At 67.0% G+C, this 21,706-nt stretch carries 26 protein-coding genes and 1 tRNA gene; 20 read left to right on the plus strand and 7 right to left on the minus strand.

Annotation, left to right across the window (positions count from 1 at the left end; genetic code table 11):
* Nucleotides 1-9 precede the first annotated feature (9 nt).
* From MicroSTF_RS14495 to MicroSTF_RS14560, 14 genes are all read left to right on the plus strand, one after another.
* Nucleotides 10-354, plus strand: a complete 345-nt coding sequence (locus tag MicroSTF_RS14495; RefSeq protein ID WP_322956673.1) for a hypothetical protein — start codon at nt 10-12, stop codon at nt 352-354.
* A 9-nt stretch (nt 355-363) separates the two neighbouring features.
* A complete protein-coding gene (locus MicroSTF_RS14500; RefSeq protein ID WP_322956674.1) occupies nt 364-714 on the plus strand; it encodes a hypothetical protein in 351 nt (116 codons plus the stop codon).
* Entirely contained in the window at nt 707-1,120 is a 414-nt protein-coding gene (locus MicroSTF_RS14505; protein ID WP_322956676.1) for a hypothetical protein, read from the plus strand. Before MicroSTF_RS14500 ends, MicroSTF_RS14505 begins: the two co-directional genes overlap by 8 nt.
* Before the next feature lie 45 nt (nt 1,121-1,165).
* Nucleotides 1,166-1,918, plus strand: coding sequence for an IPT/TIG domain-containing protein (locus tag MicroSTF_RS14510; RefSeq protein WP_322956678.1), 753 nt, complete (start codon nt 1,166-1,168; stop codon nt 1,916-1,918).
* Between the two features lie 22 nt (nt 1,919-1,940).
* The gene (locus MicroSTF_RS14515) at nt 1,941-2,384 is read left to right on the plus strand and encodes a hypothetical protein (RefSeq protein ID WP_322956680.1); all 444 of its coding nucleotides are present in this window, start codon (nt 1,941-1,943) and stop codon (nt 2,382-2,384) included.
* Between the two features lie 294 nt (nt 2,385-2,678).
* On the plus strand, nt 2,679-5,633 hold the full coding sequence (locus MicroSTF_RS14520) for a phage tail tape measure protein (RefSeq protein WP_322956682.1): 2,955 nt from the start codon (nt 2,679-2,681) through the stop codon (nt 5,631-5,633).
* Complete coding sequence (locus MicroSTF_RS14525) at nt 5,630-6,400, plus strand: hypothetical protein (RefSeq protein ID WP_322956684.1); 771 nt, start codon at nt 5,630-5,632, stop codon at nt 6,398-6,400. Before MicroSTF_RS14520 ends, MicroSTF_RS14525 begins: the two co-directional genes overlap by 4 nt.
* 69 nt (nt 6,401-6,469) lie before the next feature.
* Nucleotides 6,470-7,495 (plus strand): hypothetical protein, encoded by a 1,026-nt coding sequence (locus MicroSTF_RS14530; RefSeq protein WP_322956686.1) that lies wholly within the window; start codon nt 6,470-6,472, stop codon nt 7,493-7,495.
* Nucleotides 7,496-7,582: 87 nt separating this feature from the next.
* On the plus strand, nt 7,583-8,536 hold the full coding sequence (locus MicroSTF_RS14535) for a hypothetical protein (RefSeq protein ID WP_322956688.1): 954 nt from the start codon (nt 7,583-7,585) through the stop codon (nt 8,534-8,536).
* 144 nt (nt 8,537-8,680) lie between these two features.
* Nucleotides 8,681-9,337, plus strand: a complete 657-nt coding sequence (locus MicroSTF_RS14540) for a hypothetical protein (RefSeq protein WP_322956690.1) — start codon at nt 8,681-8,683, stop codon at nt 9,335-9,337.
* Nucleotides 9,337-10,047 (plus strand): hypothetical protein, encoded by a 711-nt coding sequence (locus tag MicroSTF_RS14545; RefSeq protein WP_322956692.1) that lies wholly within the window; start codon nt 9,337-9,339, stop codon nt 10,045-10,047. The genes MicroSTF_RS14540 and MicroSTF_RS14545 overlap by 1 nt, the downstream gene beginning before the upstream one ends.
* Nucleotides 10,047-10,349, plus strand: a complete 303-nt coding sequence (locus MicroSTF_RS14550) for a hypothetical protein (protein ID WP_322956694.1) — start codon at nt 10,047-10,049, stop codon at nt 10,347-10,349. Before MicroSTF_RS14545 ends, MicroSTF_RS14550 begins: the two co-directional genes overlap by 1 nt.
* Entirely contained in the window at nt 10,342-10,944 is a 603-nt protein-coding gene (locus MicroSTF_RS14555) for a hypothetical protein (protein ID WP_322956696.1), read from the plus strand. Before MicroSTF_RS14550 ends, MicroSTF_RS14555 begins: the two co-directional genes overlap by 8 nt.
* Nucleotides 10,941-11,441 carry a holin gene (locus MicroSTF_RS14560; RefSeq protein WP_322956698.1) on the plus strand — a complete coding sequence of 167 codons (501 nt, stop codon included), beginning with the start codon at nt 10,941-10,943 and terminating at the stop codon, nt 11,439-11,441. The genes MicroSTF_RS14555 and MicroSTF_RS14560 overlap by 4 nt, the downstream gene beginning before the upstream one ends.
* 66 nt (nt 11,442-11,507) lie before the next feature.
* Here MicroSTF_RS14560 and MicroSTF_RS14565 read toward each other — a convergent pair whose 3' ends face one another.
* Nucleotides 11,508-11,810: a hypothetical protein gene (locus MicroSTF_RS14565; protein WP_322956700.1), complete on the minus strand. Its 303-nt coding sequence runs from the start codon at nt 11,808-11,810 to the stop codon at nt 11,508-11,510.
* 79 nt (nt 11,811-11,889) lie between these two features.
* On the opposite strand from MicroSTF_RS14565, the gene MicroSTF_RS19225 reads away from it, so the two are divergent.
* The gene (locus MicroSTF_RS19225) at nt 11,890-12,168 is read left to right on the plus strand and encodes a DUF3263 domain-containing protein (RefSeq protein WP_416338491.1); all 279 of its coding nucleotides are present in this window, start codon (nt 11,890-11,892) and stop codon (nt 12,166-12,168) included.
* The gene (locus tag MicroSTF_RS14570; RefSeq protein ID WP_322956702.1) at nt 12,165-12,500 is read left to right on the plus strand and encodes a hypothetical protein; all 336 of its coding nucleotides are present in this window, start codon (nt 12,165-12,167) and stop codon (nt 12,498-12,500) included. The genes MicroSTF_RS19225 and MicroSTF_RS14570 overlap by 4 nt, the downstream gene beginning before the upstream one ends.
* A gap of 36 nt (nt 12,501-12,536) precedes the next feature.
* Here MicroSTF_RS14570 and MicroSTF_RS14575 read toward each other — a convergent pair whose 3' ends face one another.
* Complete coding sequence (locus MicroSTF_RS14575; RefSeq protein WP_322956704.1) at nt 12,537-13,031, minus strand: hypothetical protein; 495 nt, start codon at nt 13,029-13,031, stop codon at nt 12,537-12,539.
* Between the two features lie 139 nt (nt 13,032-13,170).
* On the opposite strand from MicroSTF_RS14575, the gene MicroSTF_RS14580 reads away from it, so the two are divergent.
* A tRNA-Leu gene (locus MicroSTF_RS14580) sits at nt 13,171-13,252 on the plus strand.
* Nucleotides 13,253-13,349: 97 nt separating this feature from the next.
* Nucleotides 13,350-14,129 carry a DedA family protein gene (locus MicroSTF_RS14585; protein ID WP_021199667.1) on the plus strand — a complete coding sequence of 260 codons (780 nt, stop codon included), beginning with the start codon at nt 13,350-13,352 and terminating at the stop codon, nt 14,127-14,129.
* 36 nt (nt 14,130-14,165) lie between these two features.
* Here the strand turns inward: MicroSTF_RS14585 and MicroSTF_RS14590 are convergent, their stop codons facing one another.
* A complete protein-coding gene (locus tag MicroSTF_RS14590; RefSeq protein ID WP_029265674.1) occupies nt 14,166-14,975 on the minus strand; it encodes a Ku protein in 810 nt (269 codons plus the stop codon).
* A 121-nt stretch (nt 14,976-15,096) separates the two neighbouring features.
* Here MicroSTF_RS14590 and ligD point away from each other — a divergent pair, with 121 nt between their 5' ends.
* Nucleotides 15,097-17,058 (plus strand): non-homologous end-joining DNA ligase, encoded by a 1,962-nt coding sequence (ligD, locus tag MicroSTF_RS14595; RefSeq protein ID WP_322956708.1) that lies wholly within the window; start codon nt 15,097-15,099, stop codon nt 17,056-17,058.
* A gap of 17 nt (nt 17,059-17,075) precedes the next feature.
* Here the strand turns inward: ligD and MicroSTF_RS14600 are convergent, their stop codons facing one another.
* The 4 genes from MicroSTF_RS14600 to murI form a co-directional block, all read right to left on the minus strand.
* Nucleotides 17,076-17,996, minus strand: coding sequence for a cation diffusion facilitator family transporter (locus tag MicroSTF_RS14600; RefSeq protein WP_029260589.1), 921 nt, complete (start codon nt 17,994-17,996; stop codon nt 17,076-17,078).
* Nucleotides 17,997-18,099: 103 nt separating this feature from the next.
* A complete protein-coding gene (gene rdgB / locus MicroSTF_RS14605; protein ID WP_322956710.1) occupies nt 18,100-18,699 on the minus strand; it encodes an RdgB/HAM1 family non-canonical purine NTP pyrophosphatase in 600 nt (199 codons plus the stop codon).
* Nucleotides 18,696-19,433 (minus strand): ribonuclease PH, encoded by a 738-nt coding sequence (gene rph / locus MicroSTF_RS14610; RefSeq protein WP_167253438.1) that lies wholly within the window; start codon nt 19,431-19,433, stop codon nt 18,696-18,698. Before rph ends, rdgB begins: the two co-directional genes overlap by 4 nt.
* 52 nt (nt 19,434-19,485) lie before the next feature.
* Nucleotides 19,486-20,316 (minus strand): glutamate racemase, encoded by an 831-nt coding sequence (gene murI / locus MicroSTF_RS14615; protein WP_021199673.1) that lies wholly within the window; start codon nt 20,314-20,316, stop codon nt 19,486-19,488.
* Nucleotides 20,317-20,379: 63 nt separating this feature from the next.
* Between murI and MicroSTF_RS14620 the strand changes: the two genes are divergently transcribed.
* Nucleotides 20,380-21,705 carry a nicotinate phosphoribosyltransferase gene (locus MicroSTF_RS14620; RefSeq protein WP_322956713.1) on the plus strand — a complete coding sequence of 442 codons (1,326 nt, stop codon included), beginning with the start codon at nt 20,380-20,382 and terminating at the stop codon, nt 21,703-21,705.
* The last annotated feature ends 1 nt before the right edge of the window (nt 21,706 follow it).

Below are 21,706 nucleotides of genomic sequence, written 5' to 3' on the forward strand. Positions count from 1 at the left end.
GAGGTCACCGTGCCCCGTCTGCGCGAGAAGCACCTCCCCCACCGGGTGACGATCCAGGCGCTCGAGGGCGAGGGCGCGGAAGGCGACATCTGGGCGGATCCTCGGCCTGACCGGCCCGCGTACGTCGAGCAGAAGACGCGGCTGGTCGTCGACCGCCGCTCCACCTCGCCGACGTTCGGCCAGGAGGTCACGTCGACGACGTTCGTCGTGCTCCTGCTCGCCGACGACTGCCAGCCCCGCTCCCGCATCACGGTCTGGCCCGGACGGCCGCGCGAGCGTCGCTCCGAGGTCATCGACAGCTCCTACTTCGAGTACCGCGGCACCCCGTCCCACGTCGAGCTCTATCTGGAGTAGGAGGCCGCCATGGGCGTCACCGCGAGCGTGAACATCACGATCAACTTCCCCACGGACGCCGACCTCGACCGCCGCATCATGGACGGCGAGAACGCCGCCGCTGAGCGCCTGCTCGCACTGTCCGCTGCGGAGGTGCCGCTGGACCTCGGGACGCTTCTGGCGTCCGGCACGGTCGACCCAGCGACCAGCCCCGAAGTGGGCGCGGCCGTCGTCTACGACACGGCCTATGCCGCGCGCCACCACGAGCACCCCGAGTACAACTTCCAGAACGGTCGGAAGGGGAAGTACGTCGAGGATCCGGCGATGGAGCACCGCGACGAGCTCGGGGAGATCATCGCGAAGAAGGTGTCCGATGGCTGACGCGCCAGAGATCATTCTGAACCGCGCGCTCGCGCAGCTGCTCCACGATGCTGAGCTGGCGGTGTACAAGCCGATCGGGCCGATCGTCGAGCGCGGCATCCGCCTCGACGGGGTGATGCCGACCACCGTGAACGAGTTCACGCTCCTCACGCCCCTGCGCCCGACGCCAGACGGCCGCGTCGACATGATCTACCGGACGCAGATCTTCACGCGCCGCTTCGGCACTCCCCTCACCCTCCGATCGTGGGCCGCCGACCTTCGCGCGGTGCTCGATCAGAAGGAATACACGCCCGCAGTACTTGGCATTTCGTTCGCGACCGAGTTCTCAGCTCTCGACTTCGACCCCGACTCGCAGGGGCGCGCGGCCGTCGCCGCGACCTATCACTTCCTCGGGCGTCGCTCGTAGGAACCCTCGCCGGAAGCGCCGGCACCTGACCAGAAGGAGGCGGCCATGGCCGACACCACTCTCTACGACACGATGGCGCCCTCCGAGGGTTCCCTCGTCCTCGCTCACCAGCGACTGATCCGCCTCAAGATGGGCGGGGTCTTCCTCAACATCACCGGCGACGTGAACAACCTCGCTCTGAACCCGTCGAAGATTCCTGTCGCTCGCGAGGTGTACGGCCAGAAGGCCCGCACCGGCGAGGACATCATCGGCTACAACTACGCGCCGTCGTTCAACGTCGAGGTCGTCCGCGACCCCGTGACGAAGCAGATCGTCGCCGCGCAGGCGTGGTTCAAGGATCTCGTCAAGGCGGCGTTCTCGACCGGAGCCGAGAACAAGCGAGACTTCCAGCTGTTCACCGACGCGCTCGACGAAGACATGCCCGTCGTCGAGGGCACCTTCTCCGTCGCATACAGCGAAGCGAACACTGGCTACGCCGACAAGGGCGTCGTCACGTTCACGCTCGCGAACGACGGCGTCGTGGACCAGATCCCCTCGCCCCTCGCTGGCCCCGGGAACCCGATCCTCGAGTCGGCCAGCCCTGCCGGGCAGACCGTCGGCGACCTGATCGTCGTCCGCGGTTACAAGCTCGCCTCGACGGTCTCCGCGACGATCGATGGCGCAGCGGTCACCGAGCTGCGCATCGTCGACGAACACACGCTCGTGCTCCAGATCCCCGCGACCGTCGCCGGATCCGCGCCGATCATCGTCACCAACTCCGTGGGCGCATCCGCCGCCCTGCCGTACGCCGCCGCCTGACCAGAAGGAAGCAGGGATCCTGATGATCGACGCAACGAAGAACGGTCGGAACCTCGTGCTCACCATGGAGGGGGTGGATCCGTTCGTGATCCGTCCCCTCCCCGGGCACGCTGGCCGCCAGATCACCGACACTTACCTGTCGTCCGTCGCGGGAGGCTCGACCACCATCGACCTGACCGCCGCGCTACAGATGGCCGTCGACGGCGCAGTACTCGAAGGCGACGTCTGGGTGCCGCGCCCGGAGTCCGAGCAGACGAACTTCAACCGCATCGGAATGGAGCTCTCCCAGGACGAAGCTGAGCTGATCATCATGCCGGCATTCTTCTGGCAGACGATCCTCGGGATGGATGGCGTGAAGGCGTACATCCAGGGCGGTGAGGGCCTCGCCGGCACCCTAAAAGCGTCGGGGGCGTTGACCGCCCGACTGGGCCTCTTGGCCCGGCGGACATCGCCCAGTTCGGAATAGGCAAGCCCGACGAGAACGGCATATACCCGGAGTACGTCTACCCACCCGGGTGGAAGGAAGCGCGCGCCGCTGCCGTCGCCACGGTCGTCGACGAGGCGAACTCGCTCACCTCGAAGGAGCTCTGGGAACTCGCGTTCCCAGAGCTCTTCGGTGAGGTCGAACTCGATCTCGCTCAACAACATCTGGTCCCCGACCTCGATCGGGCGCTCGACACACACACCTGGCAGTTCGTCCGTGGCGCGGTCGAACGACTCCTCGACATCGACGGCAGCTGGCTGCGAAAGGCGGTAGACGATGTCCGCATTCGACGCCGGGAGCCTGGTCTTCAAGCTCCAGACGCTCGGGGCCCAGATCTTCAAGCAGGATCAGGCTGACGCGAAGGACGCCGTCGAGAAGACGGGCAAGGCCGCGCAGACAGCCAAGGGTCAGGTCGACGGACTCGGCACCGCGACCGACGAGACCGGCAAGAAGGCGAAGTCCGCGAAGGCGCCGCTCGACGAGCAGGCGAAGGCGACCGAGGAGGTCGGCAAGAAGTCGAAAAAGTCCTCCGAGGAGCAGGAGAAGCAGCGCCAGGCGACGGAGCAGCAGATCTCTGCCGCGAAGCAGCTCTCGGCCGCACTGCTGATCGCGGGCACGGCCGTCGCCGCGCTCGTCACGCTCTCGATCGCGAAGAGCACCGAGTTCGACGCGGCGATGTCCAACGTTCGCGCCGCTACCATGGCGACCACCGCCGAGCAGCAGAAGCTCGGCGAAGCCGCCCTGGACGCTGGCGCTGACACGGCGTTCTCTGCTCGCGAGGCCGCCGACGCAGAGGAGGAGCTCGCGAAAGCAGGCCTCTCGGTCGCAGAGATCGTCGGCGGCTCACTGAACGGTGCTCTCGCCCTTGCGGCTGCCGGACAGCTGCAGGTCGCGCGCTCCGCGGAGATCATGGCGACCACGCTCAAGCAGTACAGCCTCGAAGGCAAGGATGCTGGGCACGTCTCCGATCTTCTGGCGGCCGGCGCGGGCAAGGCACAGGGCTCCGTCGACGACCTCGCCCAGGCCCTGCAGTACGTCGGCCCCGTCGCTGCCGGTCTTGGCATCTCGCTCGAAGAGACCACGGGCACCCTGGCGCTGTTCGCGTCCCAGGGGCAGTTGGGCGAGCGCGCGGGCACCGGTCTGCGCGGTGTGCTCATGTCCCTCACGTCCCCGTCTGCTCTGGCGGCGAAGACGATGAAGGAGTACAACGTCGAGATCTTCGACGGCAACGGGAAGATGAAATCGCTCGCCGCGATCTCCCAGCAACTCAAGGGCGCGTTCGGCGGCCTCACTGAGGCCGAGCGATCGGCCGCTCTCGGTCGCATCTTCGGCAACGAGCAGATCACCGCCGCGCGCGTGCTCTACGAAGGCGGAGCGAAGGCCGTCAACGAGTGGACCGACGCGGTCGACGAGTCCGGTTATGCCGCCCGCCAGGCCGCGATGCGGCAGGACAACCTCGCCGGCGACATCGAGAAGCTCGGCGGCGCGTTCGACACCGCGCTCATCAAGACCGGATCCGCTGCGAACGACGTGCTCCGCAGCATGGTCCAGGGCATCACCGAGCTCATCGACATGTACGGTGAGGCGCCCGAGCCCATCCAGGCGACCGCCACAGTGCTCGGCGTGGCCACGGCCGCCGTGCTGCTCTTCGCCGGTGGCGCGGTCGGCGCGCGAGCAAAGTTCCTCGAACTCAAGCTCGCCCTCGACCAAACCACTACCAGCATGGGGAAGACGGCCCTCATCGGAGGTGCGGTCGGTCTCGCGCTGACGGGTATCATCACGATCGTCGCGGGCCTCGCTGCCCAGCAGACAGAGGCTCGGCAGAAGGCCCAGGCGTACGCGGACACTCTCGAAGATGGCACGAACCGAATCACCAAAGCGACCCGCGACATGGTCAAGGAGAACCTGGCCGCGAGCGGATCCTTCCTGTGGTTCAACCAACCCTCGGCGTTCGACAAGGCCGAGAGCCTCGGGCTGTCGCTCGAGCGCGTCACCGACGCCGCGATGGGCAACGTCGATGCCCTCAAGGAGCTCAAGGCCGCACAGGAGGAGTACCAGGCCGCCTACGACGCCGACAAGAAGGCCGGCGACACCTCTGCCGTAGACGATGCACGACTGCAGAACATCAACGCGATCATCGACGCGGTGAAGGGCGAGAATGCCAGCATCGAGGAGTCCATCCGCATCGCTGAGCAGAAGCAGCAGGCGGATCAGGGGAGCACTGATACCTCGGAGTCGGCCGCGGATGCGTACATCGCGGAGGCGGATTCCGTCGAGGATCTCAACTCAAAGCTGACGACCCTCATCGACACGATCAACGAGGCCAACGGCGTCGGCCAGGACGCGGTCACCACGAACGCGGACTACCAGGAGACGCTCCTCAAGGTCAACGAGCAGATCGCCAACATCCAGGGCGGAGTCGAGGGCTTCGGTCGCGGGCTCGACCTCACGACTCAGGCGGGCATCGACAACTCGAACATGCTCGTCCAGATGGCGAAGGACTCGCAGGATGCGGCTGAGGCACAGCTGAATCTCGACGGGAACACGGGCAACTACCTCGCACGTCTGCAGGATGGTCGGCAGAAGCTCATCGACTCCGCCATCGCGATGGGCACGTCCGAGGATGCCGCGATCGCTCTCGCTGACTCGATCTACAAGATCCCGTCGCAGAAGGAGATCGAGATCCTCGCGGAGACGGCTGCCGCGCAGAACAAGGTCGACACCTTCGTGACCCTCAACAACGGTCGCCGCGTGAAGGTGTTCGTCGACGCGGAGACCGGGAACCAGTCGTTCCAGGTTGGAAGCAAGACGGTCTCCGCGTACGCCAACGGGGCTGTGATCCCGCGGGTGAGCTTCAACGCAGCGGGCAACGTCTACCGTTCAGAGAATCACGTGGCCCAGATTGCACGCGCCGGCGACGTGCGCGTGTGGGCTGAGCCGGAGACCGGCGGCGAGACCTATGTGCCGCACGCGCTGAGTAAGCGCGCGCGGGCCGAGGCGATCATGGCCGAGACTGCGTCTATCTTCGGCGGCACCTATATCCCAGGTGGAGCCCGTGCCTTCGCCGAAGGGTCTTCGCCCGCTCCCACGGCAGATGTTCTCTCCCAGTTTCCGAGCTCGCTCACGCTCGTCGTCGGCGAACGCGAATTCACCGCTTTCGTGCGAGACGAGGCCGGCGGCGTTCAGCGTTCAGCGAGCACGCCGTTCCGACGGGGAGGGAGGCGTACATGATCACCGCGACGTTGATCGGTGGCGGGTCGCCGCAGATGGTCCAGATAGTCGTGGACGTAACCCCGGTGGGTGTCCCTTGGACGCTCACCGGGGCTGTCAACGGCAGGTCTTGGACCGTGCCTGGCGGTGAAGGAGTGGGAGATGGTAGCCAGCTCACACTGGGCGACAACCGCGCACCAGGAAACCAGCCGATCGTGTACACCTTCACCGCTGGGCCCAGTTCACAGACGAGCGCACCAATCACTGTTCCGTTCGCCAGCGACTTCGTGCTGCAATCGCTCAACGGGTCCCGGGCACTCGCTCTCGAGCTTGCGCTCGGCTCTCTCGATACGAGCCTGGCCTCAAATCAAGCGCAGTTTCGGGTCGCTGGCCGGTCCCGCTCCGCGATCCGATACGACGTGACCGGAGACGTCGAGGGACGCTTCGGCGTTTTCGTGACTCAGGAGCAGTCTGCAGAATTCCGCGCACTGCTCGCGACCGGTGAACCGCTGCTCTACCGACTCGGAACCGAACTGGCCGACATGGACCCGGTCGGGGTGATCAGCTACGGCAACCTCGATTCGACTCTCCTCCCCCGCCAGGGGAAGCGGGTCTGGTGGTTCCCCTACGCAATCATCGACGACCCCTACATGGACGTCCGTCTCGGGTCGTTCTCGTGGGACGACTTCGATGCAGCCTGGGCCGGTAAGACCTGGGCCGAGTTCGACGCCCGCATGGCTGGCATTCCCTGGGATCAGTTCGACACGTTCGACTGGTCGACGATCTGATCGGAGGCACCCATGGTTCGGCCCGGTCCCCCCGCCTCCGTGCTCGCCGCTGCAGCATCATGGCGGCCGATGGTCTCATCCTGGTTGGGCGGAGCAGTTCTCGCTGACGACGTTCCGGTGCTTCGCGGCAAGGTCACGTGGACGGTCGGGCAGGAGGTCCAGTCCGACGTGAAGCTCACGGTCGCTGCGACATCGGTCGAGAACGGTCGCACTCGCCGTTGGCGGCCGTCAACGCCGCTCGCCCCGCTGGCCAGGTACGGGCAAGTTCTGGACATCTCGGTCCTCGTCGAGGGCGTTCTCGTCCGGCTCGGGCGCTTCCAGATCACCGACTGGAAGGACGGCGCCAACGGGCAGATCGAGGTGTCGGCGGCAGGGATGCTCCAGCCGGTTTCCGACGACATGCTCGTGGAATCTCTCGGCCCGCGCGACGACGGAACCCTCCGCTCGGAGTTCGCCCGACTCACACCGGCCTACATGTCGGCCCAGTTCGCACCCGCACTCGCCGATCGGGCGTGCCCGAAGACCATGGAGTGGGACAAGGACCGGCTGAAGGCGCTCTACGAGATCGCCGACGCATGGCCGGCCAGACTCCGGGAAGACTCCTGGGGCGGCATCGTGGTGCTTCCACCGCTGCCCGAGGTTCCCGTCCCTGTCATCACCCTCACCGACGGCGCGGACGGAACAATCATCGGCGCGCCGACCTCTGATAGTCGCGAGGGCTCGTACAACGTGTTCGTCGCCCGCAGCAGCGCTGACGGAGTGGACGCGTTCGCGGTCGTCACCGTGAACGGTGGCCCTATGGATCCGTCAGGCGACTATCTTCCGGTGCCGAAGTTCTTCTCATCGCCGCTGCTGCTGAATGAGGATCAATGCCGCGCTGCAGCGACCACGATGCGAGACAACAGCGTCAGGCAGTCACGTATCCGACAGGTCGAACTCGTCCCCGACCCTCGCCTCGAACTCGACGACGCAGTGGAGCTCTACATCGACCGGGGCACGGAACTCGAAGCCCGGGAGTGGGGCTACATCATCGGCGTCGAGATGCCTCTCACCGTGAACGACGGAGCGATGCGAATCGACGTCGCCGCATTCTGAGGAGAACCCCGCATGTACGAGCTTGACGCATATGCACTCGCAGCCCCGCTCCCCGAAGGGATCTCTCCCGCGGCGGACGCTGGCGCGATGATCGTCGGGATCCTCCTCGGCCTGGATCCGGTGAAGGGCCAAGCTCAGGTCTCTATCGCAGGGTCCCCAGGGCTTTGGGTACCGGCGCAGCCGGGGATCTATACCGCGAACGGCCGCGTGCGCTTGCTCAGATCACCCCTCGACGGCGGACGCGTAACCCTCTGCGTGGGGCCGCTCACGCCCGGCCAAGTAATCGCAGGCGGCAAGGTCACCGCGGTGAACGCCGGCGTCGGGCAACTCACGGTCGCAACGTTGGGCGGCTCCTTCGCCCTGCCCTACCAGCCGGGGACCTACGCCGTCGGAACCGACGTTCACGTCCTTCGCTCCGGGGAGCGATACGGACAGCCCGTGTTCGTTCTCGGCCCCTCCGGCAGCTACAACGCCGAGAATCCGGGCCAGCCCGGCGGTGGATCCGTCAATCCCGGGCAGCTCGTCGACAGGCAGGCGATCATCTTGCCGCAGTGGACTGGATCCTGGAAGTCCGCGCAGTCTCGCTGGGACTCGTGGAACCTTGACCGGTATGGCGGCCGTTCGACGCTCTGGCAAGGCAACGGGTTCGGCTCTGGCCCCATGACTGGGCTCGCGGCCTACGGTGATCAGATCGTCGCCCTCGGCGCACAGGCAATTACCCGCATGCTTCCGACCGTCTACAGGGCGGACACGTCCTCGAGCGCCGGGAAGGTAGCTGTGCTGCAGCCGTCCCCACATGGCGGACAGCCTCCCGGCGCGCCGTCCGGCAGCGGTGCCACGGCCGCCTCAGCAGCGCTCGCGCCGGGACAAGGAGCGCAAGTCGATCTCCCTTCGAGCGTGTTCGAGGGATTCCGCACCGGCGCGTATCGCGGACTGATCACGGTCGGGACCGACTATGCCGGGTTCTCCGGAACTCCCGATCGGGCACCGGTTCACGCCGACGGAATGGCACTCGTCGTTCAGTACAAGGTCATCGCGTAGGGGGTCCACAGATGGACGAGCCAGAAACGCGGACCGAAGAGGTCGACAACGGAATCTATGGCATCTGCACCCTGTGCTGGGGTCTGACGCCGAACTTGATCGGACACAAGACGTGGCATCAGTCACGCGGAGAGGTGGTGCCAGATGCCCACGACTAACGCACGCAAGCAGACGATCCCGACCGGCGCAGAGCAGTCTGTGAGCCGGGCGACGATCTTCTCCGCCCTTGGCAACAGCATTCGCGACGTCGTTTCCGTCGCGAACACGACAGCCCGTGGACAGCTCGTCAACGATCTAGTCGCAGTCGGTCAAGGGCCCGCCTCGGACAAGCCGCTCGTGGTGCATCGCGCTGACGCCCCGGGCCTGCATCGCCTGGAATACACCGTGGATGGGTCCGTGTGGCTTCCCGCGTCGGGTGTCCTGACGTTCGCATCCAAGGCTGCTGCTGACTCCTTTGCGACGTCCTACCCCGGGCTGTTGACAGCTGGCGATGAGTGCCGCGTCGGCACAGTCGTGTACCGGTGGTCCGGGACCGTGTGGTACTTGCCGGTCGCTGGCGGCTACGTTTCCGCGGGCACGAACGCCAGCGGAGTAGTCCAGGTCGCGCACGGCATGGGCAAGGCGCCGCTCGCGGTCACTCCGGTGATGAGCAGCGGATCTCCTGTGATCCCCGCTCGGCTGAAAGCCCAGGTCGGGACGATCACCGCGACGACGTTCGACGTCCTCGTCCTTCGCAACGACAACGCGGATGCTCCACTCGCGTCGAACCCGGTGGCGTTCTATTGGACGGCGGTGGCGTGATGCCATTCGGTTTCGTCAACGGGGCATACAACCGTGCGAGCGGCACTCTTGATGCCTTCGCCGGACTCTCCGCTGATCTTGAGCGGGAGGGCCATCCCCCGATGGTGTCCCTCTCCGGCGATCGCGAACCAGAGGACCAGCTCCGCATCTGGTATGAGCGCATGACGTTGACTCCAAATGGCCGCAAGGTCTACGGGAAGAGGGTCTGGCAGGGCAAGACCTGGTACCAGATCCATCCCGACACCGTCGGAGTTCCGGACACCAGCAACCACGAGAAGCGCAGGTCGAACGACCTGAAGTGGCCGTACAACGACCGGACCACCGCGGCACATAAAAGGGCAAGGATCCTCGCCACCAGACACAACATCACGTGCGAAGGACTGTCGTTCAGCGAGGCATGGCACTGGACGCACTGGGGACCGATCGGCGTCATCGCATCACCTGCCGGCGCCGGTTCCTCGATGCCCGCCGACCCCGAGAAGAAGTCTGACCCCAAGGAGCACAAGACCATGAAGCGACTGATGCAAATCGACCCGAAAGTGGACGGCCGCTGGTTCGTCGTCGACTACCTCGCAGGCACGGCGGTGCGGCAGTGGAACGGATTCCAGCTGGACCGCTGCCGGGAGGACATCGTCCGTGGCGAACTGATCGAGCTCGGCGGACCGCAGACCCCGGCTGTGATCCAGGGCCTCAAGATCATCAACGGCTGATGCCCGACCTGACCGCGATCGGCGGGTGGGCGGTCGCGGTCATCGTCGGGGCCATCGCCGCGCTCGCTTCGCTGTTTCCGAAGAAGGGCTCACTCGAACACCAAATGATCGACCAGCAGCAGGAGCGCATCGAGGTCCTCGAAGGACGTCTCGACCGCCTCGAACCAGCCCTCGTCTGGTACCAGCGCCGAGACGTCGCATGGGAACGCCGCGAGGGCGACCTCATGAGCGGCGTCGAGCGGGGCGTCTACCCACCGTGGCCTGCACGAACCGGAATCCTCGCGGAGGAGAAGCATGACTGACACCGAAGCACTGTTGAAGGCGTCCGTTCGCGAACGCCGGCGCATCTTCCTCATGTTCACCGTCCTGCTCGTGCTTGTCGCGGCTGCGCTCGGCCTCGGCTGGCTCGGGTCGGCGATCGGCCGTGATTCGTGGCACGAGCAGGCGATGACGTGGCAGACGCAGTACGTCGAGCTGTACGACGAGTTCACTGCCACGACGGGCGAGGAACCCGCCGCTCCTGATCCTGCAGTCGTGGCCGACGAAGGTCCCCCCGGCGAGCAGGGCGCCCCCGGTCCCGTCGGCCCGGCCGGCCCCGCTGGCAAGGACGGCCGCCCTGGCCTCGACTCGACCGTCCCCGGTCCTGCTGGTCCCCCCGGCGCTGACTCGACCGTTCCGGGGCCGCAGGGTGTCGCCGGCCGCGACGGCCAGGACTCCACCGTTCCCGGCCCCCAGGGCGCGCAGGGGTCGCAGGGCCCTGCTGGCGCAGACGGCCGCGGCATCCAGTCGCTCTACTGCGACGACACCACCGGCCGCTGGACGGTCACCTACACCGACACCACGACCGCAGACGCGGGCGTGTGCAGAACCACCATCCTCGAAGGAGTCATCCCATGAGCAAGCTCATCAACGCCCTCTGGTGGAAGGCCGCGGCCCTCCGCGGCCTCTACACCGCTCTCGCGATCGCGCTGCCTTACCTTGGCGGTGCACTCATCGCCGACATCCAGTGGCTGACGATCCTGTCGGCCGCAGTGCTCGGCTTCGTCACGTCGATCGTGACGTCGCTCGCTGGCCTCCCCGAATCTGTGGGGGTCGACCTGCCGTGGTGGCTGGCAGCCGTCGAGCGCACCGTGAAGACTTTCGCCCAGGCTCTCGCGTCCGGCTTCGTCGGCGCGACGTTGCTCTCCGACGTCGCATGGTCGACCGTCGTGCAGTTCGCTCTGATCTCTGCGCTCACTTCCCTCGTGCGCCTGATCCTCGCCACGTTGCCGAACGACCCGAGCCCGGCCATCGCCATGATCGAAGCCGTCGACGGCACATGGACGGTCGCTCCTGAGCCTCAGGCCGATCTCGGCACTCGAGTGCGTGAGCACCAGGACCGCACCTTCCCCTGACCGACCCCCGCCGAAAAGACCCCCACCCAGCCTTCGGGCTGGGTGGGGGTCTTTCGTCGTGTCGCCTTACATCTCCTCATCGGCGAGCGTGACGGCGTTCCCCCATACCCAGCAGCGGAACGTCTGGTCCTCGGCACGGAACTCGATCCCGGCGGCGAGGGGCGTCGACCGCACCAGTTTCGCGTCTACGCGCACCGCCTCAGGCCCGAACCGCACCCACGCACGCACCCGCTTCGGTCGCGGATAGACGGTCATCGGCTGCTCACGTTCGTCGAGCTCTCGGGGTGTCAGCGACTGCAGCGGACCATGCTTCGCAGCTTCGAGAACTGATCGCGCCTGCGACTGCATGTCACGGTAAGCGGAGAGCATCGCCCCAGGGTTTCCCATCGCCGGTAAGTTCCTTCCTCCGGCCGAGAGGTTCGAGTCTAAACGAGACCCCGACGCTCCGATGTCGGAGGTCAGGGCGAGGCTTGAGCGCGTGACGCCTGCCGAGATCCTCGCCTTCGAAGCCGCCCACCCGCAGCATCTGCCGCACCGCGAAGAACGCATCCGTCACGACCTCGGGATCAGCCCCGTTCGGTACGCCGTCCTTCTCATGCGTGCGGCCGAGTCGTCCGAGGGTATCTCGGCGCACCCTCTCACTGCTCGCCTCGTGCGCGAACGGTTGGCAGAGCGCGCGCTCGCCCGGTCGCGGCGGACGCATGGCGGCACTAGCGTGAGGGCATGAGACCTGCCAGATTCGTCGTCCCCCTGATCGCGGCACTCGCCCTCGTGGGATGCGCGCCGATGTCGCCGGCATCCGCCGCAGAGAAGTGCGGCGGCGGGGAGGCCGGAATCAACGTCGACGACGAAGGAGTGCTCTCGTACGACCAGAGCCGCGATGCAACTGGCGACGCATGGAGCTGTCTGCTGGCCGAGCTGGTGCCCGACAAAGACGATCAGTACACGATCACCCAGGGCCTCGACGGCGCGCCCGCGCGGGACATGAAGGTCGGCGGTTACACGGTCGTCTATGCCCTCAACTCCGAGCGTGGCATTCAGCTCTTCTTCAACCCATGAGCGCTCCCGTCACGTAACGCTGGCCGGTACGTACGTTTAGTTATTGCCGGTGTTGACCGCCCACGAGCCCCTCACCACATCAGCGATCGCCACATGCAGACGGGACCCGTCCGGCAGCGAAGCATCCACGAACGGCTGGCTGATGTCGACCCGCCGACCGGTCGACTGCAGCATGCGCTCGACGACGTCGCGCACGGTCCCTTCGTCGAGACGAAGGGACGTCCGCTCGGCCGTTCCCTCTCGCGCGACGTGCACGTGTCCCGTTCCGTTGAGCCAGATCTCCTCGATCTCCGGATCGTCGAGCAGCGGTTGCAGCGCACCGAATCCGCTGAGCGACGCCATGACCTCTCTCACACACGCCGCTTCATCGTCGATCAGGGACTCGCCGCGAGCGAGGGCGAGATCGTCGTGACGCCGGACCTCGGCATGGGTGATCCGCCATGCCGCGTCCGGATCGACGGACGGATCGATGCCCTCGGCACGCAGACGCGACCGCACGCGCTCGGCGACAAGGGCGGACGGATGACTCACCCCGGCATCCTCGCAACAATCCGAGGCCTGCCTCGGAAGTTATCCACAGGCCTTCCCCGCGCCCGACCGTCGGCCGGCGCGGACTACGGGCTGATCCCCAGACACGCGGATTCGGTGATCAGTAGACTGATTCCACCGCGCGGGAGTGGTGGAATTGGCAGACACGCAGGATTTAGGTTCCTGTGCCCCAGGGCGTGTGGGTTCAAGTCCCACCTTCCGCACGAGAGACGACGACGACCTTTCTCCGGTCGTCACGACATCGCTCTGTTCTACCGCCGACCATTCACGACCGACGGGACTCCCCCAGTGCTCGAAACCATGCTGCACGCACCGACCGCTCTCATCCCCTGGCTCGATCCTGCGACGATCATCGGGACCGCCGGGCCGTGGGCACTGCTCGTGGTGTGCTTCATCATCTTCGCCGAGACCGGTCTGCTCGTCGGATTCCTGCTTCCCGGTGACACCCTCCTGGTGATCGCCGGCCTGCTCTCGCACCCGATCGCGGGCTCCGAGCACGGCGTCTTCGGCATCAGCGTCTGGTGGGTCGCCCTCCTGATCGGCCTCGCGGCGTTCGTGGGCGGTGAAGTCGGATACGTCATCGGCCACAAGGGCGGACCGGCGGTCTTCGAGCGCAAGGAATCGGGCCTCTTCAGCAAGAAGAACGTCGAACGCACGAACGCGTTCTTCGAGCGCTTCGGCGGCATCACCGTGATCCTCGCGCGCTTCGTGCCGATCGTGCGGACCTTCGCCCCGGTCGCCGCCGGCGTCGGCCACATGCCGTGGCGCAAGTACACGCTCTACAACCTGATCGGTGCGGTCCTCTGGGGCTTCGGGCTCACGATGTTCGGCTACCTCATCGGGTTCATCCCGCCGGTCGCCGAGTTCGTGGAGAGCTACATCGACCTCATCCTGCTCGCGGCCGTCGGCGGCACCGCACTCGTCACGCTGTGGCACTACCTGTCCGAGCGCCACAAGGCGAAGAAGGCCGAGGCGGCCGGCGAAGACGTGGTCACCGATGCCGAGGAAGCGCAGGAACTCGTGCTCGACGCCGACGTGTTCGACCGCGCCCCTGACCTGGACGGCGACGGCAAGCACTGATCGATCATCGGGTGCCGGTTCCTCGGCACCCGATGATCACCCCGCGTTCTTCGCGCGCTCTTCCTTCGAGCGCGCCACGCTCGCGCGCAGCGCCTCCATGAGGTCGATGACCTCGCCGCCCTCGGCCGCTTTCTCTGCTTCCCCGAAGGTCTCGGCCACGTCGAACGTGTCGCCCGCCTCGATCTTCGCGTCGATGAGGGTACGGAGCTCCTTCTGGTACTCGTCGACGAATGCCTCGGGGTCGAAGTCCGCCGAGTAGCTGTCGACGAGCGAGGCCGAGAGCTCCAGCTCCTTCTTCGAGATCCGCACGTCCTCGTCCAGCGAGGGGAACGCGGCTTCGCGCACCTCATCGGCCCAGAGCAGGGTCTGCAGCACGAGGACCTTCCCCCGCACCCGGAGCGCGGCGAGCCGTGTCTTCTGCCGAAGTGTGAAGCGCACGATCGCCGTGCGGTCCGTCTGTTCGAGCGTCTTCCGCAGCAGCACATACGCCTTGGGCGACTTCGAATCGGGTTCGAGGTAGTACGGCTTGTCGAGGGTGAGCAGGTCGACCTGCTCGGAGGGCACGAACTCGACGACGTCGATCTCCCGGCTCTTCTCCGCGGGGAGGGCGGCGAGGTCGTCCTTCGTCAGCACGACGGTCTGGCCTTCGTCGACGTAGGCGCGGTCGATGTCGGCGTACGCCACGGTCTCTCCGCAGACTTCGCAGGTGCGCTGATAGCGGATGCGCCCGCCGTCCTTCTCGTGCACCTGATGCAGCGGCACGTCGTGGTCCTCGGTCGCGGAGTACACCTTGACCGGCACATTCACGAGCCCGAACGTCAGTGCGCCCTTCCAGATCGTCCTCATCACACCAGTAGACACCAGTCACAGCCGTCACGACCAGCCCCTTGACGGCGCCAGCCCCTTGACGGCGCTACCCCTGGCGGCGCTACCCCTGGCGATGCTGCGCCTTGACTACGCTGGCCCCATGGTCGCAGACGCGCAGATCGTGCAGGTCGACGGTCGTCGTCTGCGGGTGACGAACCTCGACAAAGTCGTCTACCCCTCCACCGGCACCACCAAGGGCGAGGTCATCGCCTACTACACGGCCATCGCTCCACTCCTGCTCCCCCTCCTCGCCGGGCGCCCCGTCACGCGCAAACGCTGGGTCGAGGGCGTCGGGACCGCGGATGCCCCGGCCGACGCCTTCTTCACGAAACAGCTCGAACCGGGCGCACCCTCGTGGATTCCTCGACAGGCGATCCAGCACTCGGACGGTCCGAAGGAATACCCCCTCGTCCAGGACATCCCGACTCTCGTGTGGCTTGCGCAGGTCGCCGCCATCGAGCTGCATGTGCCGCAGTGGCGCTTCTCCTCCGCGGGTCTTCCCGGCACCCCCGATCGGCTCGTCCTCGATCTCGATCCCGGCCCCGGCGTGGGGCTGGCGCAGTGTGCCGAGGTCGCTCGCATCGCGCGCGTCATCCTGTCGGGCATGGGGCTCGACCCTCTGCCGGTGACCAGCGGAAGCAAGGGCATCCACCTCTACGCGTCATTGCCCGGCGAGCAGACGAGCGACGAGGTCTCCGCCGTCGTCAAGGAGCTCGCACGGATGATCGAGAGCGATCACCCGGACCTCGCGACCAGCGTCATGGCGAAGGCGGTCCGAGGGGGAAAGGTGTTCCTCGACTGGAGCCAGAACAACGGCAAGAAGACCACCATCTCGCCCTACTCCCTCCGCGGACGTGCACAGCCCTGGGTGGCGGCCCCTCGCACGTGGGAGGAACTCGACGCCCCGGAACTCGCGCAGCTCGACCTCGACGAGGTGCTCGCGCGAGCCGCCGCGGGAATCGACCCGCTCGCGATGCTCCGCCCGCCGGCGACGACTCCGCTCCCGCAACCCGCGAAGACCCATCACTCCCATCGATATCCCCGAAGCTCTCCCGCCCCTGGCGCCGCTGTCGCCCCTCCGGCCACGGCGTCGATGGCGCCGATGCTCGCGGAGAACGGCACCCCCGGAGTGGCACGCGCACTGAGCGACCCCTCGTGGGTCGAGGTGAAGTGGGACGGCATCCGTGCGATGGGCACCTGGGCAGACGGGCGCATGCTGCTGCACGCGCGCCGCGGCACGGACATCACGGCCCGGTATCCCGAACTCACCGCTGACGGCGCCCCCTTCCTCCCCGTGACGGATGCCGTCGTCGACGGCGAGATCGTCGCGTTCGACTCCCACGGCCGGCCGAGCTTCTCCCTCCTCCAGAACCGGATGCACCTCACCCGGCCACGCGAGATCGAACGCGAAGTGATCCGCACCCCCGTCGTCTACATGCTGTTCGACCTGCTGCGTCTCGACGGACACGACCTCACCGGTATGACTCTGCGCGAACGCAGGACCCTGCTCGAGGAGCTGATCGACGATCTCGACGCCCCCGTGCAGATCCCTCCGGTGTTCGACGACGTGGACGCGGCACTCGCCGCGAGCAGGGAGTTCGGACTCGAGGGGGTCGTCGTCAAGGATCCTCAGTCGCGATACCGGCCAGGGCAGCGCTCCCCCTCGTGGCTGAAGCTGAAGCACACGCGGATGCAGGAGGCGGTCATCGTCGGTATCCGGCCTGGGAAGGGCGACAGGGAGAGCACGCTCGGATCTCTGCTGCTCGCCGTCCCCGACCCAGACCGAGGAACGGGCGGTCTACGCTACGTCGGACGTGTGGGGACCGGATTCACCGACCGCATCCTGCACGACCTGTTTGCACGACTCGATCCGTTGCGCGTGGATGCTGCCCCGCTCGACGGCGTCCCCGCGCCCGATGCCTCCGACGCCCTGTGGGTGCGTCCGGAAGTCGTGGGCGAGGTCGAGTTCGCGAACTGGACACCCGACGGAGTGCTCCGCCATGCTCGTTGGCGCGGGCTCCGCCCGGACAAGAGCCCGCACGAGATCGCCGTCGAAAGCTGAGGTCAGGACCGGATCGCTCAGGCGTGTCGCGGTTCGCAGTCCGCCTGTTCCGCAGGCTCGATCTGGAAGGTCGAGTGCGCCACGTCGAAATGGTCGGCGAGGCATGCCTGCATCTCGGTCAACAGCTGCGACGAGCGTCCGTCGGCGAACAGCTCCGGCTCGATGCTGACGTGGGCGGTGAACACCGGGGCCCCGCGGGTCAGCTGCCAGACATGGACGTCGTGCACCCCGACGACACCGTCGTAACCGAGCAGGTGGGTACGGATCTCGCTCACCGCCGTGCCCTTCGGCGCAGACTCGGCGAGAACCGAGAACACCTCCCGCAGCAGCGCGATGGCCCGGGGGATGATCATCGCCGCGATGAACAGCGAGGCGATGGCGTCGGCCGGCATCCATCCGGTGATGAGGATGACCGCGGCTGCCACGATGACCGCCACCGAACCGATCAGATCCCCCATCACCTCGAGGTACGCACCGCGCACGTTGATGCTGGTGCGCTGCGCACGACTCAGCAGCCACATCGACACCGCGTTCGCGAGGAGCCCGACCACGGCGACGACCAGCATCAGCCCGCCGGCGACCTCGACCTCTCCCGGATTAATGAGTCGCCCGATCCCCTCGATCGCGACCCAGGTCGCGAGGGCGATCAGGATCACCGCGTTGATCAGCGCGCCGAACACCTCGGCGCGCTGATACCCGAAAGTGCGCCGGTCGTCGGCCGGACGTGCGGCGACGGTCGCGGCGATGAGGGCGATCACGAGACCGGAGGCATCTGTGAACATGTGCGCCGCATCGGCGAGCAGCGCCAGAGAGCCGGAGAGCAGTGCGCCGACGACCTGCACGAGCATCACCGTCGCAGTGAGGGACAGCGAGATCGCGAGCAGGCGTCTGCTGCTCGCGGAACGGATGCCACCGGGGGCGGGTGCGTGATCGTGCATGCCCCCAGGCTAGACCGGGATCGAGGGCCGGAAGGCGGGTTCCGGCTAGTCGGGAAGGGTAACGATTCTCAGCTTCAGCAGCGGTTTCTCGCGGCCGCCGCGCTCAGAGCGCGGCAAGCAGCGGAATCAGTTCCGCGAAGGCGCGCGCTCGGTGCGACTGCGCCTGCTTCTCATCGGTGGAGAACTCACCCACCGACCGCTCCTCCCCTGCCGGCTGGCCGTCAGGGATGAAGATCGGGTCGTACCCGAAGCCGCCGGCGCCCGACGCCGTATGCGCCAGGCGGCCCGGCCAGCGTCCCTCCACGACCTGCTCCCGGCCGTCCGGCAGTACGAGGGCGATCGTCGAGGTGAAGTGCGCGGAGCGGTGGGGATCGGCGATGTCGTGCAGCTGGTCGAGCAGCAGCTCGAGGTTCGCCGCCGCGTCCTTCTTCTGCCCCGCCCAGTAGGCGGAGAACACCCCCGGTGACCCGCCGAGCACGTCGACGCAGATGCCGGAGTCGTCGGCGAGCGCAGCGAGTCCCGTGTGAGCGGCGGCGGCTCGCGCCTTGATGAGCGCATTCTCGGCGAACGTCACGCCGTCTTCCACCGGCTCCGGACCGTCGTAGCCGACGATCTCGAGGTCGGGGCGTGTCTGCTCCACGATCTGTTGGAACTCCGCGACCTTGTGCGGATTGTGCGTCGCGAGAACGACTCGCATCGTCATTCCCCCTTCAACGCGGCGATCTGCGTGCCCTTCAGATCGGCGCATCCAGCCAGACCGAGCTCGAGCAGCGCATCCAGCTCCCGCTTGTCGAACGGTGCGCCCTCGGCTGTTCCCTGCACCTCGACGAAGAGCCCACGGCCGGTGACCACGACGTTCATGTCGGTCTCGGCGCGCACGTCCTCGACATATGCCAGGTCGAGCATGGGCTCGCCGTCGATGATCCCGACCGACACCGCCGCGACCGAGTCGAGCAGCGGCGTGGAGTTCTTGCCGATGAACTTCTTCTCCCGGCCCCATTCGATCGCGTCGGCGAGCGCCACGTACGCGCCGGTGATGGCCGCCGTGCGCGTGCCGCCATCGGCCTGCAGCACGTCGCAGTCGATGACGATCGTGTTCTCGCCGAGCGCCTTCGTGTCGACGACGGCCCGCAGCGCGCGCCCGATCAGTCGCGAGATCTCGTGGGTGCGACCGCCGATGCGGCCCTTGACGCTCTCTCGGTCGTTCCGGCTGTTCGTGGCGCGCGGGAGCATGGAGTACTCGGCCGTGACCCAGCCCTTGCCCTTGCCGGTGAGCCAGCGCGGGACGCCGTTGGTGAAGGAGGCGGTGCACAGCACCTTGGTGCCGCCGAAGCTGATCAATGCCGATCCCTCGGCGTGCGCGCTCCAACCGCGCTCGATCGTGATCTCACGAAGCTGATCGGTGGAGCGGCCGTCGACGCGGACGATTTCGGACATGTGCTTCTTTCAGGTCGGGATGGCGGAACGAATCGGAGCGACTCGATCCGGGTTACTCGAAAGCGATCTCGGGGAGGGTGATCACGCCGGTCTGGACCAGTTGCACGTCCCGGACCTCGCGGCCCATCAGGCGGTTGGCCAGCGCGGTGAAGTCGTCGGTCGAGGCGCCGGTGGCCTCGTACACGTAGCTGGCGGTGGCATCCGGCGACGCGAGCAGATCACCCCGGACGAGCTGGCGATAGACGTCGCCTGCCGTCTCATCGTCGCTGGAGACGAGGGTGACGCCCTCTCCCATGACGTAGCTGATCGCGCCCCGAAGGAACGGATAGTGCGTGCAGCCGAGCACGAGTGTGTCGACCTCGGCGTCTCGAAGGGGCGCGAGATACTCCTCGGCGACCGCGAGCACCTCCGGGGTACCCGTGATCCCGGCCTCGACGAATTCGACGAAGCGCGGGCAGGCGGCGGTGAACACCTGCAGCCTCTCGTTGACCTCGAGCATGTCCTGGTAGGCGCGCGAACCGATGGTGCCGACAGTGCCGATCACACCGACTCGTCCGTTGCGCGTGGTGGAGACCGCGCGGCGCACCGCGGGGCCGATCACCTCGACCACCGGAACGTCGTAGCGCTCGCGAGCGTCGCGGAGCATGGCGGCGGAAGCGGTGTTGCACGCGATCACCAGCATCTTGACGCCCTGCTCGACCAGGGTGTCGAGCACTTCGAGGGAGTAGCGGCGCACGTCCGCGATGGGCTTCGGACCATACGGCGAGTGCGCGGTGTCGCCGATGTAGACGAACGACTCCCGGGGCAGCTGGGCGCGGATGGCTCGCGCCACCGTGAGCCCGCCGACACCGGAGTCGAAGATCCCGATCGGCGCGTCGTTCATGACTCCCCAGCCTACCCGCGCGGAACCCGCCGCGTGCATCGGCGCTCTCACTAAACTGAGCGCATGACCACGTCGACGGCGCTGCTCACCGACCGCTATGAGCTGACCATGCTCGCCGCTTCCCTGCGTGATGGGACGGCGTTCCGCCCCAGCGTCTTCGAGTTGTTCTCCCGACGGTTGTCCGGCGGCCGCCGTTTCGGTGTCGTCGCGGGCACCGGCCGCCTTTTGGGCCTCTTGCGCGACTTCCGCTTCGGCGACGACGAACTGCGGTTCCTCAGAGATGAGAACGTCGTGGATGCCGCGTCCATCGCTCACCTCGAGAACTATCGGTTCACCGGATCCATCCGCGGCTACCGCGAAGGCGAGCTGTACTTCCCGGGCTCTCCGATCCTCACAGTCGAGGGCACGTTCGCCGATGCCGTGGTGCTCGAGACTCTCGCGCTGAGCGTGCTCAACCACGACTCCGCCGTCGCCACCGCCGCATCGCGCATGAGCATCGCCGCCGGCGAACGTCCGCTGGCCGAGATGGGCTCCCGCCGAGCCGCCGAGCGCTCGGCCGTCGCCGCAGCCCGGGCCGCATACATCGCCGGTTTCGGGGCGACGAGCAATCTCGAGGCCGGACGACGCTGGGGAATCCCCACGATGGGCACCGCCGCGCACTCCTGGACGCTCCTGCACGACACGGAGGAGGAAGCCTTCCGCTCCCAGGTCGCGAGCATGGGCACCGGAACGACGCTGCTCGTCGACACGTACGACATCCGCACGGGTGTCGAGACGGCGATCCGCGTCGCCGGCACGGAGCTCGGCGGCGTCCGGATCGATTCCGGTGACCTCCCGATCGTCGCGGGCGATGTCCGCGCGCAGCTCGACGAACTCGGTGCGACGTCGACACGCATCACCGTGACCAGCGACCTCGACGAGTACGCGATCGCCGCCCTCGCCGCCTCGCCCGTCGACGCCTACGGGGTCGGAACCTCGGTCGTGACCGGGTCCGGGTATCCGACCGCCAGCATGGTCTACAAGCTGGTGGCGCGCCAGGATGCCGAGGGGTCCTGGATCGGCGTCGCGAAGGCGTCCGCCGACAAGGCATCGCATGGCGGACGCAAAGCAGCGTTCCGCACACTGGTCGACGGCGTCGCCACCGCAGAGACGGTCGTCGTGTCGGACGGCTTCGAAGATCTCGACACTGCGGCCGAGCACCCCGAGGGCCGCCCGCTGCAGGTGACGTTCGTCGAGGCAGGCGAGATCGACTCCTCGTACGAGGGAGTCGACGGCACGGCAGCGGCACGCGCTCATCATCTGCGTGTGCGCGAAGAGCTCCCGGTACGTGCGCTCGCGCTCAGCAAGTCCGACCCGGCGATTCCCACCGTGTATCTCGAAGCCGACTGAG

Origin of the sequence: Microbacterium sp. STF-2 (genome assembly GCF_034650155.1) — a bacterium.
Taxonomy (GTDB): Bacteria; Actinomycetota; Actinomycetes; order Actinomycetales; family Microbacteriaceae; genus Microbacterium; species Microbacterium maritypicum_A.

Bases quoted from the DNA above. Each gene is read 5' to 3' on its own strand.
- MicroSTF_RS14500 (WP_322956674.1), top strand. From the start codon at position 364: ATGGGCGTCACCGCGAGCGTGAACATCACGATCAACTTCCCCACGGAC.
- MicroSTF_RS14505 (WP_322956676.1), top strand. From the start codon at position 707: ATGGCTGACGCGCCAGAGATCATTCTGAACCGCGCGCTCGCGCAGCTG.
- MicroSTF_RS14510 (WP_322956678.1), top strand. From the start codon at position 1,166: ATGGCCGACACCACTCTCTACGACACGATGGCGCCCTCCGAGGGTTCC.
- MicroSTF_RS14515 (WP_322956680.1), top strand. From the start codon at position 1,941: ATGATCGACGCAACGAAGAACGGTCGGAACCTCGTGCTCACCATGGAG.
- MicroSTF_RS14520 (WP_322956682.1), top strand. From the start codon at position 2,679: ATGTCCGCATTCGACGCCGGGAGCCTGGTCTTCAAGCTCCAGACGCTC.
- MicroSTF_RS14525 (WP_322956684.1), top strand. From the start codon at position 5,630: ATGATCACCGCGACGTTGATCGGTGGCGGGTCGCCGCAGATGGTCCAG.
- MicroSTF_RS14530 (WP_322956686.1), top strand. From the start codon at position 6,470: ATGGTCTCATCCTGGTTGGGCGGAGCAGTTCTCGCTGACGACGTTCCG.
- MicroSTF_RS14535 (WP_322956688.1), top strand. From the start codon at position 7,583: ATGATCGTCGGGATCCTCCTCGGCCTGGATCCGGTGAAGGGCCAAGCT.
- MicroSTF_RS14540 (WP_322956690.1), top strand. From the start codon at position 8,681: ATGCCCACGACTAACGCACGCAAGCAGACGATCCCGACCGGCGCAGAG.
- MicroSTF_RS14545 (WP_322956692.1), top strand. From the start codon at position 9,337: ATGCCATTCGGTTTCGTCAACGGGGCATACAACCGTGCGAGCGGCACT.
- MicroSTF_RS14550 (WP_322956694.1), top strand. From the start codon at position 10,047: ATGCCCGACCTGACCGCGATCGGCGGGTGGGCGGTCGCGGTCATCGTC.
- MicroSTF_RS14555 (WP_322956696.1), top strand. From the start codon at position 10,342: ATGACTGACACCGAAGCACTGTTGAAGGCGTCCGTTCGCGAACGCCGG.
- MicroSTF_RS14560 (WP_322956698.1), top strand. From the start codon at position 10,941: ATGAGCAAGCTCATCAACGCCCTCTGGTGGAAGGCCGCGGCCCTCCGC.
- MicroSTF_RS14565 (WP_322956700.1), bottom strand. From the start codon at position 11,810: ATGCTCTCCGCTTACCGTGACATGCAGTCGCAGGCGCGATCAGTTCTC.
- MicroSTF_RS19225 (WP_416338491.1), top strand. From the start codon at position 11,890: ATGTCGGAGGTCAGGGCGAGGCTTGAGCGCGTGACGCCTGCCGAGATC.
- MicroSTF_RS14570 (WP_322956702.1), top strand. From the start codon at position 12,165: ATGAGACCTGCCAGATTCGTCGTCCCCCTGATCGCGGCACTCGCCCTC.
- MicroSTF_RS14585 (WP_021199667.1), top strand. From the start codon at position 13,350: ATGCTGCACGCACCGACCGCTCTCATCCCCTGGCTCGATCCTGCGACG.
- MicroSTF_RS14590 (WP_029265674.1), bottom strand. From the start codon at position 14,975: ATGAGGACGATCTGGAAGGGCGCACTGACGTTCGGGCTCGTGAATGTG.
- ligD (WP_322956708.1), top strand. From the start codon at position 15,097: ATGGTCGCAGACGCGCAGATCGTGCAGGTCGACGGTCGTCGTCTGCGG.
- MicroSTF_RS14600 (WP_029260589.1), bottom strand. From the start codon at position 17,996: ATGCACGATCACGCACCCGCCCCCGGTGGCATCCGTTCCGCGAGCAGC.
- rdgB (WP_322956710.1), bottom strand. From the start codon at position 18,699: ATGACGATGCGAGTCGTTCTCGCGACGCACAATCCGCACAAGGTCGCG.
- rph (WP_167253438.1), bottom strand. From the start codon at position 19,433: ATGTCCGAAATCGTCCGCGTCGACGGCCGCTCCACCGATCAGCTTCGT.
- murI (WP_021199673.1), bottom strand. From the start codon at position 20,316: ATGAACGACGCGCCGATCGGGATCTTCGACTCCGGTGTCGGCGGGCTC.
- MicroSTF_RS14620 (WP_322956713.1), top strand. From the start codon at position 20,380: ATGACCACGTCGACGGCGCTGCTCACCGACCGCTATGAGCTGACCATG.